We start from the raw sequence: 15910 nt of genomic DNA, 5'->3' as shown, positions 1-15910 counted from the left end.
CGTCTTCACCCCTCCCCTCGCTCGTCGGGGGCGGGATCGGGCCCGGGGGCGGGAAGCGCCTCCTCCAGCAGGAGGACGGGAATTCCTTCCCGGACGGGGAAACCGCGCCCGCAGGAGGTGCAGGTCAGATATTCGGCGTCCGGATCATCCGGCAGACCGTCCCGCAGCGGCGCGTGTCGGGGGCACGGGCACACCAGGATCTCCCGCAGTCGGGGATCGATCGCCACAGTCACTCTTCCTCCCTGGAATCACACCGCACCATCGGTCGGACGGTCCACGACCGGCCGGAACACCAAGACGCACCGGCGAAGCCACCGCTCGCCCCGCCCGGGGCGAGCGGGATCACTTCCGCAGTACAGCCAGCACCTCGTCGCGCAACGCGACCATGCTCGTCGAGTCGACGCCCTCCACGTTCAGCCGGAGGACCGGCTCGGTGTTGGACGGGCGAAGATTGAACCACGACCCGTCCGACAACTCCACGGTAAGCCCGTCGAGCTCGTCGATACGAGCACCGTTGCGGTTACGAAACGTCTCGATCACCGCGCGCATCCGGGCAGCGGGGTCGTCGACCGTCGAGTTGACCTCCCCGGAAGCCGCGTAGCGGGTGTAGCTCGCCATCAGGTCCGCGAGAGAACCGGACTGACCACCCAGCGCCGCCAACACGTGCAGTGCGGCCAGCATCCCCGAATCGGCGCGCCAGAAGTCGCGGAAGTAGTAGTGCGCCGAGTGCTCTCCACCGAAGATCGCGCCGGTCTCGGCCATGGTCTGCTTGATGAAGGAGTGACCGACCCTGGTGCGGACGGGCTTGCCGCCCTGTTCGGTGACGATCTCGGGCACGGCCTTCGAGGTGATCAGGTTGTGGATGACGGCGGCACCGGGTTCCTTCGCCAGCTCCCGCGTGGCGACCAGAGCGGTGATCGCACTGGGGGAGACCGGTTCACCCGCCGCGTCGACCACGAAGCACCGGTCGGCGTCCCCGTCGAAGGCCAGCCCCGCGTCCGCACCGACCTCGCGCACCTTGGCCTGGAGATCCACGAGGTTGGCGGGCTCCAGCGGGTTCGCCTCGTGGTTGGGGAACGTACCGTCGAGTTCGAAGTACATGGGTACGACTTCGACGGGCAGACCGTCGAAAACGCTGGGGACGGTGTGTCCGGCCATGCCGTTGCCCGCGTCGACGACGATCCTCAGCGGCCGGATCGCGCCAAGGTCGACCAGTCCGCGCAGGTAGTGCGCGTACTCGCCGAGCATGTCGCGTTCGGTGACCGTGCCCTGCGCACCGAGGAACTCGGGCACGCCGTGCCCCACGAGCTCCTTGATCTCGGACAGCCCGCTGTCCTGCCCGACGGGGGCGGCTCCGGCACGGCACAGCTTGATCCCGTTGTACTGGGCCGGGTTGTGGCTGGCCGTGAACATCGCCCCCGGAAGATCCAGCTGCCCCGAGGCGAAGTAGAGCATGTCGGTGCCGGCCAGACCGATGTGAATCACATCGATTCCCTGCCCGGTCACTCCCTCGGAGAACGCTGCCGCCAGCTCGGGAGAGGAATCCCGCATGTCGTGCCCCACCACCACCGCGGGGCCACCGACCAGTCTCGTGAACGCGGCACCGACTTCGCGGGCCACATCCGTGTTCAGATCATCGCCCACCAAACCCCGGATGTCATACGCCTTGACGATCCCCGACAGGTCCCGCACGCTGCACTCTCCCGTAATGACGGCATCCTTTGCCTGCGTGCCGCAGCTTACCCGCGAACGGCTCGGTCGTGGTGTCCGCCGACTGCCATCGGGACTCAGTGGGAAAGACGGGAACGTGGTAACGACGAGTTCGCCGGGCGCTACTCGTTGCCCGGGTCGGGCAGCGCACGCAGGTGGCCTCGTTTGCTTCCGCCGCCGTGGAACCCGGGTGAATCGGCGGGATCGGCACGGCCCGCCTCCCGAACCGCCTCGGCGAGCGCCGTGAGGTCATCGCCGGAAGGCTGGTCGGCGCTGAACTCCCCCTCGTGCCGTACGACGTGCCAGCCCTTGGGAACCGTCAGTCGGAGTGCGTGTTCCTCGCACAGGTCGTAACTGTGGGGTTCGGCATAAGTGGCCAGCGGGCCGACCACCGCGGTCGAATCCGCATAGGCATAGGTCAGCGTCGCTACCGCCGGGTCGGTGCACCCGGTTCGAGAGCAACGCCTCACGCTCCGCACGCCTGGCACCATAGCGCTCTTGTCACGTCGGTACTCGACGGCACGCGGAAAAATCGGGCGGAATAACCCGATGTGGGAACTGCCGTCCGGCGTTCATCCGGACATGGCGATCCGTTGCGCTGCATTGATCATCCTGTTGGTGAAGTTGCGCACGATAGCGAAACTACGCGGACGAATTATCCGAAACGTATCGCACGAACACGTTCGGTAGCTACTGGTGCGGGCACGATTCCGTATCCCGTTTCGGGCGGAGTATCCTCACCGCGTGGTGACCACACGGCAGGCTCGACAGCGAACCGGAAAGCGACGGGACCGACGTGGCCGCGGCATGCGCGGTCCGCTCTACCCGTCCTCGGTCCCTGCCGCCCGGAGCCGCTCGCAGCGCTTCGACGCGCTGGTGCTCGATGCCCTCGAACCGATCGAGCAGCGGTGGCACACCGAACTCACCCAGCTCGACGTGGCGGTCGACGAGGTACCGGAAGTCGATGTGACGTCACCCGAGTCCGTGGTGTGGGGCGACGACATGGTCGTGGACTCCAATGTGCCACTGGCGCGCCTCGTCCCGGAGAGCACCGACCGGCGCGGCAACCCCACCAGGGCGCGAATCGTGCTGTACCGGCGTCCGCTGGAGGCCAGGGCCGGCAACGGCACGGACATGACGGACCTGATACACGACGTGCTCGTGGAGCAGATCGCCAGCTATCTCGGGCTCGATCCCGGAGTGATCGACGGCAACTGAGTTGTGCGGCGTCGATCCGCCCTCTGGTGAACCACTCATTTGGCGGAACCTCTGGCACGGCTCTCGCTCCGGGAGGCCCGACATCGGGTAGTTACTACACAACGTCGGGCCTTCCTCGCGAGAGCCGCACCGGAGAACCCGCGGCCGTGCCGACTGCGGGAGTGGTCGGAGTTCGGCTCGCGTACCGCACACCCCGCGCGGCGATTTCGCGAGAAATCGACACCACGCGAGGGCGACACCGCCCAAGCCGCACCGCCTCACCCGCGCGGCGATTTCGCGAGAAATCGACACCACGCGGGGTCGCGCCGCCTCAGTGTTCCGGGGAGTCGTCCCGCTGCCGTCGACCGCGACCGGGGAACGCACCGATCAGCGTGAACAGGATCGCGGCGGCCTGGAACGCGAGCAGACTGGTACGCGGCACGGCGGTGAAACCGATCCGCACCTGCCCACCCGTCTCGGGCAGCGGCACGGCCACCTGCTCGCCCCAACCAGTGGCGAGGCCCACACTCGAACCGTCGATGTACGCCCGCCACCCGGACTCCCGCTGGGCCGCGAGCAGCAGCACCCTTCCGGGACCGCCCTTGGACACCCGAATCGTCACGTGCGGCAACCGGGTGGATATCCCTATCGGTCGGGTTCTGGGGCGCGGTGAGACGTCCTCCCGGGCGTTGCGCGCCAGCGCTGGGCCGAGCAGCGTCACGGGGGTGTGGGGCAGCAGAACCCGGAACACCCGCCGCCCGCTCACGGAGTCCCCGTTGGCCACGACGGTTCGGCCCGAGAGTTCCACGAACTCCCCCGAGTCGGTGTCACCGGGAATCGCGATGCGCCCCGCTCCCCTGGAAGCTGCGGCGGCCACCCCGGAACGCACCCGCTCCGCCTCACCCGACAGCAGATCGGCCTGAATGCGCGAGAGCGCCGCGACGGCGCCGGGAGCAGGCGCCAGCGAAGCACTTCCGAACCGGGGCCGCGGCCGGGGTGTGAGCCGCGGCACTCCGGAATCGGGGCGCAGGGTCAGCCAGTAGCCGGTGTCGCCCGCCGCGGTCGACGTCTCGGGGACCGGACGCAGCGGGCCGGACCGTGCCGTGGAAAGCGTCCCGAGCGCCAACGACAGCAGCACCACGACGGCGACGGCTCCCATCGGTCGCCACGACGGCACACCCGCCGACCACCTTCGAGGCCCGGCCAGGCACGCCAGCACGACCCAGAGCAGGCCGCACGCCGTCAGCAGCAACGCTCCACCGGCCCACCCGACGCTCTCGGTCCCACCGAGCAGCGGGGGGAGGGCGATCCGTGCGACCAGCAGACTCGCGCCCCAGCCGAAGCAGGCCACCACCAACCCGGGCAACGCGGCACGACCGGGAGCCCGGAACAACAGGAGCAGCGCCGCGCCCACCGGCAGTGAAACGGCGACCCAACCCCACGCGGTGTCTCCGGGGTGCAACGCCAGCAGCGAGAGTCCGGCGGAATGCTCGGTCACCGGGACGCCGGGACCGTGCCACAGCAGCTCCGGATGCCGCAGCGCCACCACCGGCCACGGCAGCAGACAGGCGACGGGAAGCAGCACGAAGGAGGCCAGCCCGGCCAGCCTGCGCACCGCGCCCGCCGGTGCGAAGGGCGGGCAGAGGAAGCCCACCACCGCGAGCAGCACCAGCAGTACGTACACGCCGGGGGCGAACGCGGCCAGCACCGCCGCCGCCAGCGCGGTACGGCACGCCGTGCCCAACCAGTTGGGCCGCCCGCCCCGGTATCGCGGCACCAGCCCCAACAACCCGGCCAGGCCCGCCAGCACCGGCGGAAGCAGTACATGAGCCAGTACCGCGTCGAGACGTCCCTGCACGGCCCCCGCCATCGCGACCGGAAGCAGCGCGTAGGCCGCGGCGGCCACCGCCAGCCAACTCCGGGGAACCGGAATCGAACGGCCCGCCAGGTAGGCGGACAGCCCGGCGGCGGGCAACTGTGCCAGCAGCAACAGGGCGACCGCGGCGGGTGGACCGCCGAAGGGGGCCAGCAGCCCGCCCAACAACCCCAGCACAAGCAGGGTCGGCGGTGCGGGGGCTCCGGTTCCGCCGTGGATCGGGTGCCACGCGGCGAGGTAGCTCGACCACGTCTGCTCGAGCCCCGCCGCGGGCAGCAGCCTGCCACCGTGCAATTCCGTCCCCAGCCGGGAGGTCTCGGCGAACGGGCCGTGCGCGAGCAGGGCCAGCAGGACCAGCCCGACGGACAGCACGAGCGGCGGGTTCAGCAGCAGCTCGCGCAGCACCCGCCGACGGTCGACCGGCACGAACAGCAGTTCCGCCGACGAGGTGTCAGCGGCGCCGTCGCGGGGTGCCGGGGTGGGGCGTGCTCGCGCTTCGGTTCCGTCGCCGGCCTCGTCAGCCTCGGCCGCGCTCTCCCGTGCGGCGGCGGAGTGGTGTTCGGGCACGGCGATCACCACCGGATCGGTGGGTCTGCGCAGCCCCATCGCTGAGCGTCGGCGGGCACCCGCGTGCCCCAGGGCTCCGCTCGGCAACGCGTCCGGTCCGTGCTTGGCGGGATTCGGCACGTCGGGCACCCGGGCGGGCGACGCACTCGACCGGTCGAGGCCGATCCGGGCGTCGTGCCGCACCCGGTTACGCACCAACCGGGCATATCCGCTCAGCACGAGGTCGCGCATCCGGTCGCCCCTGCCGGTCAACAAGCCGTCGACACCGCTGCCCGCCGTGGCGGCTCTGCCGTGGCCGACTCGTGCGTCACGGAGCCGCAGTCTTCCCGTGAGCAGTCGGAGTCCCACCACGAGCTCCGCGAACGCCTCCGGTGCCCGTCCGGTCACGAGCCGTACGAAGCTCCGAGGCAGCGCCAGCAGCACCAGCCGCGGTACGCCGAACCGGTAGGCGCGGTTGCCCACATTGGCGAGGTAGGTGAGTACCTCGCCCCGGCGCCGAACGGTGGCGGCGGTGACGGAGTCCGCCCCCTCGTGCCGTGGTTCACCCCGCTCGCCGGTGCGCGCGGCGGCCACGCGCCGCATGCGGGCCTCCGGCACGCACAGCACGAGGTGTCCCGCGGCGTTGGTTCGCCAACCCAGGTCGACCTCCGCGCAGCCCGGTGGCAGTCGCTCGTCGAATCCACCGAGCTCGTCGAAGACCTCGCGCCGCACCAGCGCACACGCCCCGGAGACCGCCAACACCTCGGACACCTGCAACGCGGAGCCCGCACCGCCCGGGGCGTCGCCGAGCGCCGGATCGAGTCCCGGGGACCGGGAACCGGTACGCACCCGGCCCGACGTGTCCATCGACAGTCCCGCGTCGACGATCAGCCGCGGATCGTCCCGGTCGAGTCCCAGCGGGCCGAGCACGGCCGCCGAGGAATCGTTGTCGGCCACCCGCAGCAGCGTGTCCAAGCAGTCGGGCTCGGGAGCGGCGTCGTCGCGCAGCAGCCACAGCCAGCTACCGGGATCGCCCCAGCGCTGCTCGGCGTACTCCACGGCGTGCGCCACTGCCGCGCCGAAACCGGTGTCGCTTCCGACGGTGAGCACACCGTCCAGCAACCCCGCGACGTCGGTCGCGGGACCGTCCGGACCAGCACCGGTCGGATCAGCGCCGTCCGAAGTGGCACTCTCCACAGCGACACCGTCGGTCGCCGACAGCGCCGCCTCCGCCGCGAGCGATTCGACGGTTTCCTCGTCCGACCCGACCTCCACCGCCAAGAAGTGGCGCGGTAACACCGTCAGGCGCCGCAGCGCCGTCAGCGCCTCCGGCAACCACTCCGCACCCCGATGACACACCAGCACCGCCAGCACCGGTGCCGTGCTCGGGTGGTGTTCACCGCCCGTTTCCCCGGCGGAACGTAATGCGGCCACCGTGTCCTCCCGCGTGCCGTGGTCCGATCACCGCACGACGGTAATGGACGGCCACGCGTTCCGGGACATGCTCTTACCGACGAGTAGGAATTCGTTACCGCAGCGGACGACGCGGCGAACGATCGAGTTGATCATCGGATGGCGGTGTCCTCGGTGTGACAGCGGCGGAAGACCACCCGAGCAGCCGCCACCGCGGCGGGTTCTCCCGCATGTGCTCCCGAGGACGGCCCCGACGTGAGACAGTACCTGTTCAGCGTCAGAGACTCCCGAAGTGAGAGCTCGCGGGAGCCCCCGCCACCCGACCCCTCGACGACCGGAACCGAAGAGTTCGATCAACTGGCCTGCCGTTTGAGCCTGCGCCGTTCCCGTTCGGAAAGTCCGCCCCAAATACCGAACCTTTCATCGTGCTCCAGGGCGTATTCGAGACATTCCGAACGTACTTCACATCCGGCGCAAATACGTTTCGCCTCGCGAGTGGAACCACCTTTTTCCGGAAAGAACGCTTCCGGATCGGTTTGGGCGCACAGCGCGCGTTCCTGCCAGTCCTGATCTTCCTCCGCCTCGATCAGTCCGGCCAGAATGTCGATCTCGGCGACGCGAGCGTCCTCCCCCGCTGTCAGACCTTCCTGCTCGGTCCGCAACATTTGAACCTCCCCCGTTAAATTTTTCCGTTCCCGCGGCCCTCCCCAGGACTCACGGGACGTGATGAACCGGACAACCGGTTCGGCGTGGCCGGAATACCGACCGCCGGACGAAATCGCGATCACGCCATCGCGGTTCCTCCGACCGTGCACTAACCGGGCCTCCCGTTACCCGGCACCGCCGGATCAGGTGATCGGTTTCCCCATCCCACCGAGTCAACCGATCAATCTTTCCAGCGGTAAATAACACCAATGTGATTACACCCGTGTAGCCCGCCACGGTCAAGCGGAGACCATCCCGTAGAGGGACGGTTCCACCTACCGAAGGAGCAGAACGGGGTAACCGGAACAGTCCAACGGGGATCCCCCGTCCGGACCGCTCAAGATCCTCGGACACAGGGATACCACCGATGCGGCGACGACGCCCGACGAGCGACCGGGAGACTGGTGGAGTGCGAAACACCCCGACACGTATCAGCCCACTGTTCCTCGCCCTGCTGGCGGTCACGGTCCTCGGCGGCGTGCTGGCCACCTCGGACAACCGGGCGCTGATCATCACCGGAGTCGTGCTCCTCGTGCTCGGTGGCTGGGCCACCTCGCTGTGCCTGCACGAGTTCGGGCATGCCGTCGCCGCACTGCGCGGCGGTGACCGCGAGGTGCGGGAGAAGGGCTATCTCACCCTCGACCCGAGGCGCTACACCGATCCGGTGTTGAGCCTGTTGCTGCCGATCCTGTTCGTGCTCATCGGCGGCATCCCGCTGCCCGGCGGCGCGGTGTGGATCAATCACGGGGCGCTGCGGTCCAAACGGGACGAGGCGAACGTCTCACTGGCCGGTCCGGCGATGAACCTGCTGCTGGGAATCGGCCTCACCGCCTCGGTGGCCACGATCGAGATGCCGTTCGGGCTGGCCGCCGGGCTGTCCTACCTGGCCTTCCTGCAGGTGATCGCCTTCGTGCTCAACATCCTGCCGGTTCCCGGCCTGGACGGCTACGGCGCCATCGAGCCCTGGCTCTCGCCCAAGGCACGTCACCTCGGTGAACAGGCCCGGCCGTGGGCGCCGCTGGGGATCGTGCTGATCCTGTTCGTGATCCCCGGAGCGAGCTACGTCTTCTTCAACGGCGCGGACGCGTTGTTCAACGCGGTCGGAGGTAGCACCCGCCTCTACGGGTACGGCAACCTGTACTTCCGCTTCTGGGAGTGACGCTCCTCGCATGACCCGCCACGGGCGAGCACGCCGGACGGCTCGGCGCTCCGACCGGCACCGGTTGTCGCAGGCGGAGTTCACCGAGCCGCGGGACAACCCCCGCTTCGCCCCGTGGGAGGATTCGGGACGTGAAGGTCGCAGTACTGGTCGGCGGAGTCGGTGGAGCGCAGTTCCTGCTCGGCGTCAAGAAGGCCCTGGGGCTACCCCCGGTCGGCGAACCCGAGGAGTCCGCACCACACGAGATCTCCGCGATAGTCAACATCGCCGACGACGTCTGGATGCACGGGCTGCGGGTGTGCCCGGACCTGGACACCTGCATGTACACCCTCGGTGGTGGCATCGACACCGCCAAGGGGTGGGGCCGCGAGGCGGAGACCTGGTCGGTCGCGGAGGAGCTGGCCGCCTACGAGGCCGAGCCCACCTGGTTCGGTCTGGGTGACCGCGACATCGCCACCCACCTGATCCGCACCAGGATGCTACGGGCCGGGTATCCGCTCTCGGAGATCACCGAGGCGCTGTGCGACCGGTGGCGACCGGGCGTGCGGCTGCTGCCGGTGACCGACGACCGCGTCGAGACACACGTGGCGATCGAGGACCCCTCCGGCTCGGGCGCGCGAGCGGTGCACTTCCAGGAGTGGTGGGTGCGCTACGGCGCCAGGCCCGAGGCCAGCGCGATCGTTCCGGTCGGCGCGGACGAGGCGACCGCCCACGAAGGGGCCACCGAGGCGATCAGCGAGGCCGACATCGTGCTGGTGGCGCCGTCCAACCCGGTGGTCAGCATCGGGACGATGCTGGCCGTACCGGGGGTGCGTACGGCGCTGCGCGAGACGACGGCGGCCGTGGTCGGGCTCTCCCCGATCATCAGCGGCGGGGCGGTGCGCGGCATGGCCGACGCCTGCCTGCGCGCGATCGGGGTGAGCAGCACCGCCCAGGCGGTGGGCGAGCACTACGGTTCCCGTTCCACCTCCGGGGAAGGCATCCTGGACGCCTGGCTGGTCCACAGCACCGACACCGCCCAGGTGCCGGGCGTGGCGACCCGTTCGGTGCCGCTGCTCATGTCGGACACCGCGGCGAGCGCGGAGATGGCGCGAGCGGCCTTCGACATCGGCGGGGTGGCCGCTCCGGAGGTGACCGCATGAACGATCACGCCGCCGACGAGGAACTGCGGATCCACTCCGTTCCGGGACTGCCGGAGTTCGCGGAGGGCGACGATCTCGCGGGTGCGTTGCTGACGGCAGCACCCTGGTTGCGCGACGACGACGTCCTGGTGATCACCAGCAAGATCGTGTCCAAGATCGAGGGACGGGTCATGGACACGCCGCCGGATCCCGAGGAGCGGGACGCACTGCGGCGGGAACAGGTACTGGCCGAGGCCGACCACGTGCTGGCCCGCAAGGGCAGGACACTGATCACGCAGAACAAGCTCGGCATAGTGCAGGCCGCGTCCGGGGTGGACGCGTCCAACGTGGCCACCGATCGGATCGCGCTGCTGCCCCGCGACCCCGACGCCACGGCGGAGCGGTTGCGCGCCGAGCTGGCCGAACGGGCCGGAATCCGGGTGGCCGTGGTGATCACCGACACGATGGGGCGAGCCTGGCGGGTCGGCCAGACCGATGTGGCGATCGGTTCGGCGGGTGTGGCGGTACTGCACCGCTACGCGGGCTCCACCGACTCGCTCGGCAACGAGCTGGAGGTCACCGAGGTGGCGGTGGCCGACGAGATCGCCGGGGCCGCCGACCTGGTCAAGGGCAAGCTGGGCAGGACCCCGGTGGCGGTGGTTCGCGGGATCGACGAGCGCGCCGACGGTTCACGAGCGGGTGACCTGGTGCGCACCGTCGAGGAGGACCTGTTCCGACTGGGAACCGCCGAGGCGATCGCGCAGGGACGCGGCGAGGCGGTGCTGCTGCGCCGCTCGGTGCGCGAGTTCACCGACACTCCGGTGGACGCCGCGGCGCTGCGCCGGGCGGTGGGAGCGGCGCTGACCGCGCCCGCCCCGCACCACACCCGACCGGTCCGGTTCGTGTGGCTGCGGGACCGCGCGCTGCGCGGCAAGCTGTTGGACGCGATGCGGACCGCGTGGCTGGAGGACCTGCGCGCGGACGGGCTCTCCGAGGAGCGGGCCCGCCGCAGGGTCGGCCGGGGCGATCTGCTCTACGAGGCGCCGGAGCTGGTGGTGCCGTTCCTGCTCCGGGACGGCGCGCACGACTACCCGGACGAGCGACGCACCGACGCCGAACGCTCGATGTTCGTGGTCGCGGGCGGAGCCGCCGTGCAGAACCTGCTGGTCTCGCTGGCGGCCGAGGACATCGGCTCCTGCTGGGTGTCCTCCACGCTGTTCTGCCCCGAGGTGGTGCGGCACACGCTGGAACTGCCCGAGCACTGGGAGCCGCTGGGGGCGGTGGCCGTGGGGTATCCGGCCGAGCCGCAGGAGGGGCCGCGAGAACCACGCGATCCGGAAGAGGGGTTGGTGGAGCTTTGAACGGGCCGCACACCGACGCGTTGCACACGATGGAGGACTGGACACCGCCCAAACTGGCCGGCGGGGCTCCTGATCCGGGTCAGGAGGCGCTGCGGCACGCCTTCGTGGGGCTGCTGCGGGCGCGTGGCGACGCCTGCCTGCGGGAGTGCGAGCCGGGGCACGTGACCTCCTCGGCGCTGGTGCTGGACGACAGCGGCGAGCACACCATGTTGACGCTGCACCCCAGGGTCGGACGCTGGTTGCAGCTGGGCGGGCACTGCGAGCCCGCCGACGAGACGCTGGCCGCGGCGGCGCTGCGGGAAGCCACCGAGGAGTCCGGCATCGAGGGGCTGGTGGTCGACCCCGACCCGGTACACCTGGACGTGCACCCGGTCACCTGCTCCCTAGGCAAGCCGACTCGGCACTTCGACGTGCGGTTCGTGGTGCGCGCTCCCTCCGGTGCCGTGCCGCGCCGCAGCGAGGAGTCGGTGGACCTGCGCTGGTGGCCGCTGGACTCGCTGCCCGGCGGTGGCGACCTCACGCCGCTGGTGACGGCCGCGTCCTCCCGGCTTGGCGACGATTTCGCGAGAAATTGACGGCCGACCGGGGCGGATCCGATACCCGAACACCGATCCGATACCCGAGGCCCGGAACACGCCGACCGGAACGAGCACCCATGAGCCACCCGGCCACCCTGCCGCCCTGCCCCGACCCGCGCACCGGGCAGCCTCGTCCACCGCGCGCACCGCTGGTCAGAGACCGCAACCCGAACGCGCCCACCGAACGGGGCAAGCAGCACAACGCACCACGGCCGCCGCACGAAGCATCTCCGATGGTCGAGTGGTTCCACCGCTCCCGGGCACGCTCCCTGCTGGCCAGATTGACCCTGGTGTCCGTCATCTTCGTGATCGGTGTCTTCATGGGCGGGGTCGACCTGCCAAGAGTGCTGGTTTTCTGGGTCACGCTGGGCTCCTGGGCGTTGATTTCCGGGCTACGGAAGCACAATCCGAGCCTGTCCGCCGGGGTCGACTGGTTGACGCACGAGAACGGGAACTTCGTGCTGACCTATCAGCTCGCTTCGGTCGAAGTGGCCGGAACGAAGCCGCACCAGTCGCTGCGGCTCGTCGACGTGTACGGCAACGAGTTCTCCTCCGATCTCGACGATCCGCAGCGGAACCGCGAGCTGTGGGACCTCGTCTACAACGGCATCCTGCACTCGGTGCATGTCAACGGGGCCACGATCAGCCAATCGGCCCGCGATTCACTCGAACTCGACAACCCGCTGCGGTTCCGGGGAGAGTGAGCGGCGCGGTTCCCGGCGCGGGCGTCGATTTCCCACGAGGTAGCCGGGCCGCGGTGCTCGGGAACGGACAGGGGTTTAACGACGGACCGGACCGTCCGACGGTCGTAGCGGGGAACGGCTTCTCAACCGGCCTCACCGACGGAAAGCTCCGACTCGGCGGTTCGGTGCGCCGCTGGTGCCGAGCCCGAGGTTCTGCTCAACCGATCGATGAGCCAGGCCAGCGAAAGCGCCACCAGGGTGATCGCTCCGGCCACGAGAAGTACGTTTCGCACACCCCACTCCAGCTCGATCACGGTCCCGCCCATCCAGGCGCCGAACCCGTTACCGAGGTTGAAGGCCGAGACGTTGGCCGAGAGGGCGAGGATCGGAGCGGCTGCCGACAACCGCAGGATACGAGTCTGCAGCGCCGGTATGATCGCGAATCCCGCCGCTCCGAACAGGAAAAGCACAACGGGAACGGCCGGTGACACCGGCAGGAAACCCCAGAACACCACGAGCATGACGGTGAGCACTCCGAGACTGCCGAAAACTCCCACGCTGGTACTGCGGTCGGTGACACGTCCGCCGAGAAAGTTTCCGCAGACCGACCCGGCGCCGAACACCAGAAGCAGCAGACTCACCGAGGACGCCGGGTAATCCGCGACGAACCGAAGCAGGGGGGATATGTAGGTGGACACGGCGAAAACCGACCCCTGGGCGAGCACCGTCACCAGGACCGTGCCGAGCACGACGGGACGAAGCAACACCCGTGTCTCGGCTTTCACGCCGCCCGCTGCCAACTCGGTGGAGCCGCCACGCACGTCCTTCCGGGGAACCTGCCAGGCGACCAGACCAGTGGCGAGCACCGCCGCCAGCGTGATGGCGGCGAAGGTCATTCGCCAACCGAACGCCTGCCCGATCATCGTCGTCAACGGGACGCCCAGCACGTTCGCCAGGTTGAACCCCAGCGATATGTTGGCTATCGCGGAGGCCTCCTTGCCCGGCGGCGCCATCCCTGCGGCGACGAAGCCGGCCATCGCGACGAACGTCCCGTGGCTGAGGGCCGTTAGGAGTCGCGCCCCGATGAGTAGTTCGTAGTTGGCGGCGAACGCGGAGAGGGCGTTGCCGACCAGGAAAACTCCCATCAGTCCGAGCATGAGCTTTCTGCTGGACACTTTCAGGGTACCGAGCGTGACCAGTGGGCCGAAGACGGCCACACCCACGGCGTAGGCCGTCACGAGCAACCCGGCCGAGGGAATCGAGACCGAGAGGTCAGCGGCCACCTCGGGGAGGATGCCCGAGAGCGCCACTTCCGCGGTTCCCAGACAGAACACACAGAGCATCAGGGCGAGGACGGCGAAAGACATCTCCGCGATTCAACTCCCACCAGGTCGTTCGTACGATAGTTCCGAAGGAGGCGGGGCCGACCGCGGGCCGGCCCGGACCGCCGCTTCGATCGGGTGGGGCGGCGTTCGGAGACACCGCCCCACCCGTCCACCGAGCCGGTCCGTCACTTGAGGAACTCGGAAATGTGCTTGACGAGTTCGTCGGATTTTTCCACCACGACCAGATGCCCACTCTCCAGCTCGACGTAGTCACTTTGGCCGATGGCCTGGTGCAGCTGCCTCGCGTGTTCGACGGGGATGAGCTGATCGTGTGAACAGCCGATGACCAGTGTGGGAGCGACCACGTCTCCCACCGAATCGCTGATGTCGATCCTGCTGTTCAGGTCGATCTGCCGCAGTGTCGCCGGAGTGAAACCGGTACCGGAAGCCGCTTCCTCCAGCCCCGCGTCGCCGAGACCGTTCATGAACGACCTGGTGAAAAGCAGCATGGTCACGAACCGCGAGTACGCTTGCGGATCGGTGTCGGCCAGCCTGCGCCACAGGTCGAAGACCAACCGCTGCCTCGGGTCCATGGTGACCCATCCCGCGACGAGAACCACTCGGCGGAACAGGTTCGGGTACTTGGCAGCCGCTGCCGCGGTGACAACAGCACCCAGCGAATACCCCACCACGTCCACGGGTTCGTCGAGTTCGGCCGCGCGGGCCGCGGCCACAACCTGTTCCACCAGCTGATCCAGAGCGAATTCCCCCGGATCGGCGGTGTCGTCATCGCTTCCGGCGTAGTCCGGCACGATCGTGGTGTGATCGGGGGTGAAACTTTCCAGCAGGTGTCCGAAGTTGGCATCCCCCGTCGCTCCGGTGCCGTGCACCAGCAGCAGACCGGGGCCTTCCCCCTCGATACGCACCGGCACCCGCTTACCAGCCGCTTCAACGTACTGCACGTTCATTTCCAAAACCTCCTAGAGAAACAGAGTTCAATCGTCCGCAAAAGACGTGTCACGAAACACTGGCAGGCGTAAAACCTACGTCAGAGCCGTGCTTTCTCCCCGGCAGGGGAAGTCGATTCCTGTCCCACCATGGGCTTGGCGAGAAAACTTCCGCCGCCGCCACGAGGACGTCCCCAACGACGCATGGCGGGCTTCTCCACGAATTTGTGCACCAGCCACCCGACCAACAGCGTGACGAAGAAGAGACCCAATAGGACGAGAGTACCCAAGGGAGTGCTGAACAGACGGGCATCCATCTGCTGCCGAAGATAATATATCACAACGTACTGCGCGAGATAAAAACCGAAGGAAACCTCACCGAGCCAAATCATGGTGCGGCTGCGCAACACGCTCGGCCGCCCCTCGATGTCCGCGGTCGCGGCGGTACACACCAGCACGACGATCGGAACGATGGTGGCCACGTTGAGCCCGTACAACCACGGCACGACCATGGCGAGCGCATATCCGGCAACCGCCAGTACCGTCGCGTGAACGAATCCGAGCGAGCGGAACCACATTCCGGACATCACGATTCGCGCCAGCAGCATCCCCAGCACGAACTCGAAAAGTCGCACGGGAGGGAAGTTGTAACCGAACCAGAACTGCCAGACCGACACCGGGAACCCTTCGGGGGTCTGCGGGGTGTCGGGAAGCACGAACTGGGTGAAAACCTGGACACCCACCATCCCCAGGATCATCAGCCCAGCGTACGACCAGAGGCGTTCCTGCCTGATCCGCACGACACCCTTGATGATGAACGGGAAGCACATGTAGAAGAGCAGCTCGCTGCACAACGACCAGCTCGGCGGGTTCACGCTGATGAAGATCTCGTGCTGCGGGAACCAGGAGTGGATCAGGAAGAGGTTCGGCAACCACTGGTGCGGATCGGAGGCAGCGGCGGCGAACAGGATCATGGCCAGCGCCCAGGTGACCACGTGCGCCGGGAATATCTTCACCAGCCGCCTTCGCCAGAATCCTCCCATCGTGTCGGTGGAACGCGCTGACCACGTCAGCACGAAGCCACTGAGCACGAAGAAGAAGGACACTCCCATCCAACCCGCTTTACTGAAGAGCGTCTGATAGAGATCGGACGCGAACGGGTCCGCATAAGGGTTCTGCGGCGGATCCGTCAGCGAGGCATGGAAGAAGAACACCATAGCCGCCGCTATGAATCTCATCCCGGTGAGCGAGGGTAACCTCGAATAAGCCGAGTAGGCTCTCTCACCAAT

General features: G+C 68.5%; 14 protein-coding genes. 6 read left to right on the top strand and 8 right to left on the bottom strand.

Annotated elements, in window-relative coordinates:
- Positions 1–5: 5 nt before the first annotated feature.
- From BM394_RS06030 to BM394_RS06020, 3 genes are all read right to left on the bottom strand, one after another.
- A complete protein-coding gene (locus tag BM394_RS06030) occupies positions 6–233 on the bottom strand; it encodes a Trm112 family protein (RefSeq protein ID WP_092974904.1) in 228 nt (75 codons plus the stop codon).
- 109 nt (positions 234–342) lie between these two features.
- Positions 343–1692 carry a phosphomannomutase/phosphoglucomutase gene (locus BM394_RS06025; RefSeq protein WP_092974901.1) on the bottom strand — a complete coding sequence of 450 codons (1350 nt, stop codon included), beginning with the start codon at positions 1690–1692 and terminating at the stop codon, positions 343–345.
- Between the two features lie 140 nt (positions 1693–1832).
- Positions 1833–2189: a DUF3499 domain-containing protein gene (locus BM394_RS06020; RefSeq protein ID WP_245755522.1), complete on the bottom strand. Its 357-nt coding sequence runs from the start codon at positions 2187–2189 to the stop codon at positions 1833–1835.
- 265 nt (positions 2190–2454) lie between these two features.
- Between BM394_RS06020 and BM394_RS06015 the strand changes: the two genes are divergently transcribed.
- Positions 2455–2928 carry a metallopeptidase family protein gene (locus BM394_RS06015; protein ID WP_245755523.1) on the top strand — a complete coding sequence of 158 codons (474 nt, stop codon included), beginning with the start codon at positions 2455–2457 and terminating at the stop codon, positions 2926–2928.
- Between the two features lie 310 nt (positions 2929–3238).
- Here the strand turns inward: BM394_RS06015 and BM394_RS06010 are convergent, their stop codons facing one another.
- Complete coding sequence (locus BM394_RS06010; protein WP_092974898.1) at positions 3239–6763, bottom strand: glycosyltransferase family 2 protein; 3525 nt, start codon at positions 6761–6763, stop codon at positions 3239–3241.
- 332 nt (positions 6764–7095) lie between these two features.
- On the bottom strand, positions 7096–7407 hold the full coding sequence (locus tag BM394_RS06005) for a WhiB family transcriptional regulator (protein WP_092974895.1): 312 nt from the start codon (positions 7405–7407) through the stop codon (positions 7096–7098).
- A gap of 449 nt (positions 7408–7856) precedes the next feature.
- Here BM394_RS06005 and BM394_RS06000 point away from each other — a divergent pair, with 449 nt between their 5' ends.
- The 5 genes from BM394_RS06000 (at position 7857) to BM394_RS05980 (ending at position 12370) form a co-directional block, all read left to right on the top strand.
- The gene (locus BM394_RS06000; protein ID WP_092974892.1) at positions 7857–8606 is read left to right on the top strand and encodes a site-2 protease family protein; all 750 of its coding nucleotides are present in this window, start codon (positions 7857–7859) and stop codon (positions 8604–8606) included.
- A 131-nt stretch (positions 8607–8737) separates the two neighbouring features.
- Positions 8738–9748 (top strand): 2-phospho-L-lactate transferase, encoded by a 1011-nt coding sequence (gene cofD, locus BM394_RS05995; protein WP_092974889.1) that lies wholly within the window; start codon positions 8738–8740, stop codon positions 9746–9748.
- Positions 9745–11088, top strand: a complete 1344-nt coding sequence (locus tag BM394_RS05990) for a coenzyme F420-0:L-glutamate ligase (RefSeq protein ID WP_092974886.1) — start codon at positions 9745–9747, stop codon at positions 11086–11088. Before cofD ends, BM394_RS05990 begins: the two co-directional genes overlap by 4 nt.
- A gap of 29 nt (positions 11089–11117) precedes the next feature.
- Positions 11118–11663, top strand: coding sequence for an NUDIX domain-containing protein (locus BM394_RS05985; protein ID WP_092975204.1), 546 nt, complete (start codon positions 11118–11120; stop codon positions 11661–11663).
- A gap of 80 nt (positions 11664–11743) precedes the next feature.
- The gene (locus BM394_RS05980; RefSeq protein WP_139235153.1) at positions 11744–12370 is read left to right on the top strand and encodes a hypothetical protein; all 627 of its coding nucleotides are present in this window, start codon (positions 11744–11746) and stop codon (positions 12368–12370) included.
- Positions 12371–12492: 122 nt separating this feature from the next.
- Here BM394_RS05980 and BM394_RS05975 read toward each other — a convergent pair whose 3' ends face one another.
- The 3 genes from BM394_RS05975 to BM394_RS05965 all read right to left on the bottom strand — a co-directional run bounded on the left by BM394_RS05975 (position 12493) and on the right by BM394_RS05965 (position 15859).
- Positions 12493–13716, bottom strand: a complete 1224-nt coding sequence (locus BM394_RS05975; protein ID WP_092974880.1) for an MFS transporter — start codon at positions 13714–13716, stop codon at positions 12493–12495.
- A gap of 143 nt (positions 13717–13859) precedes the next feature.
- The gene (locus BM394_RS05970) at positions 13860–14642 is read right to left on the bottom strand and encodes an alpha/beta fold hydrolase (protein ID WP_092974877.1); all 783 of its coding nucleotides are present in this window, start codon (positions 14640–14642) and stop codon (positions 13860–13862) included.
- Between the two features lie 80 nt (positions 14643–14722).
- Complete coding sequence (locus BM394_RS05965; protein ID WP_217643371.1) at positions 14723–15859, bottom strand: acyltransferase family protein; 1137 nt, start codon at positions 15857–15859, stop codon at positions 14723–14725.
- Positions 15860–15910 lie beyond the last annotated feature (51 nt).

This window comes from Actinopolyspora lacussalsi subsp. righensis (assembly GCF_900116555.1).
Classification (GTDB): Bacteria; Actinomycetota; Actinomycetes; order Mycobacteriales; family Pseudonocardiaceae; genus Actinopolyspora; species Actinopolyspora lacussalsi.
The sequence above is the reverse complement of the archived record's forward strand: the minus strand, read 5'-3'. Positions and strand labels throughout refer to the sequence as shown.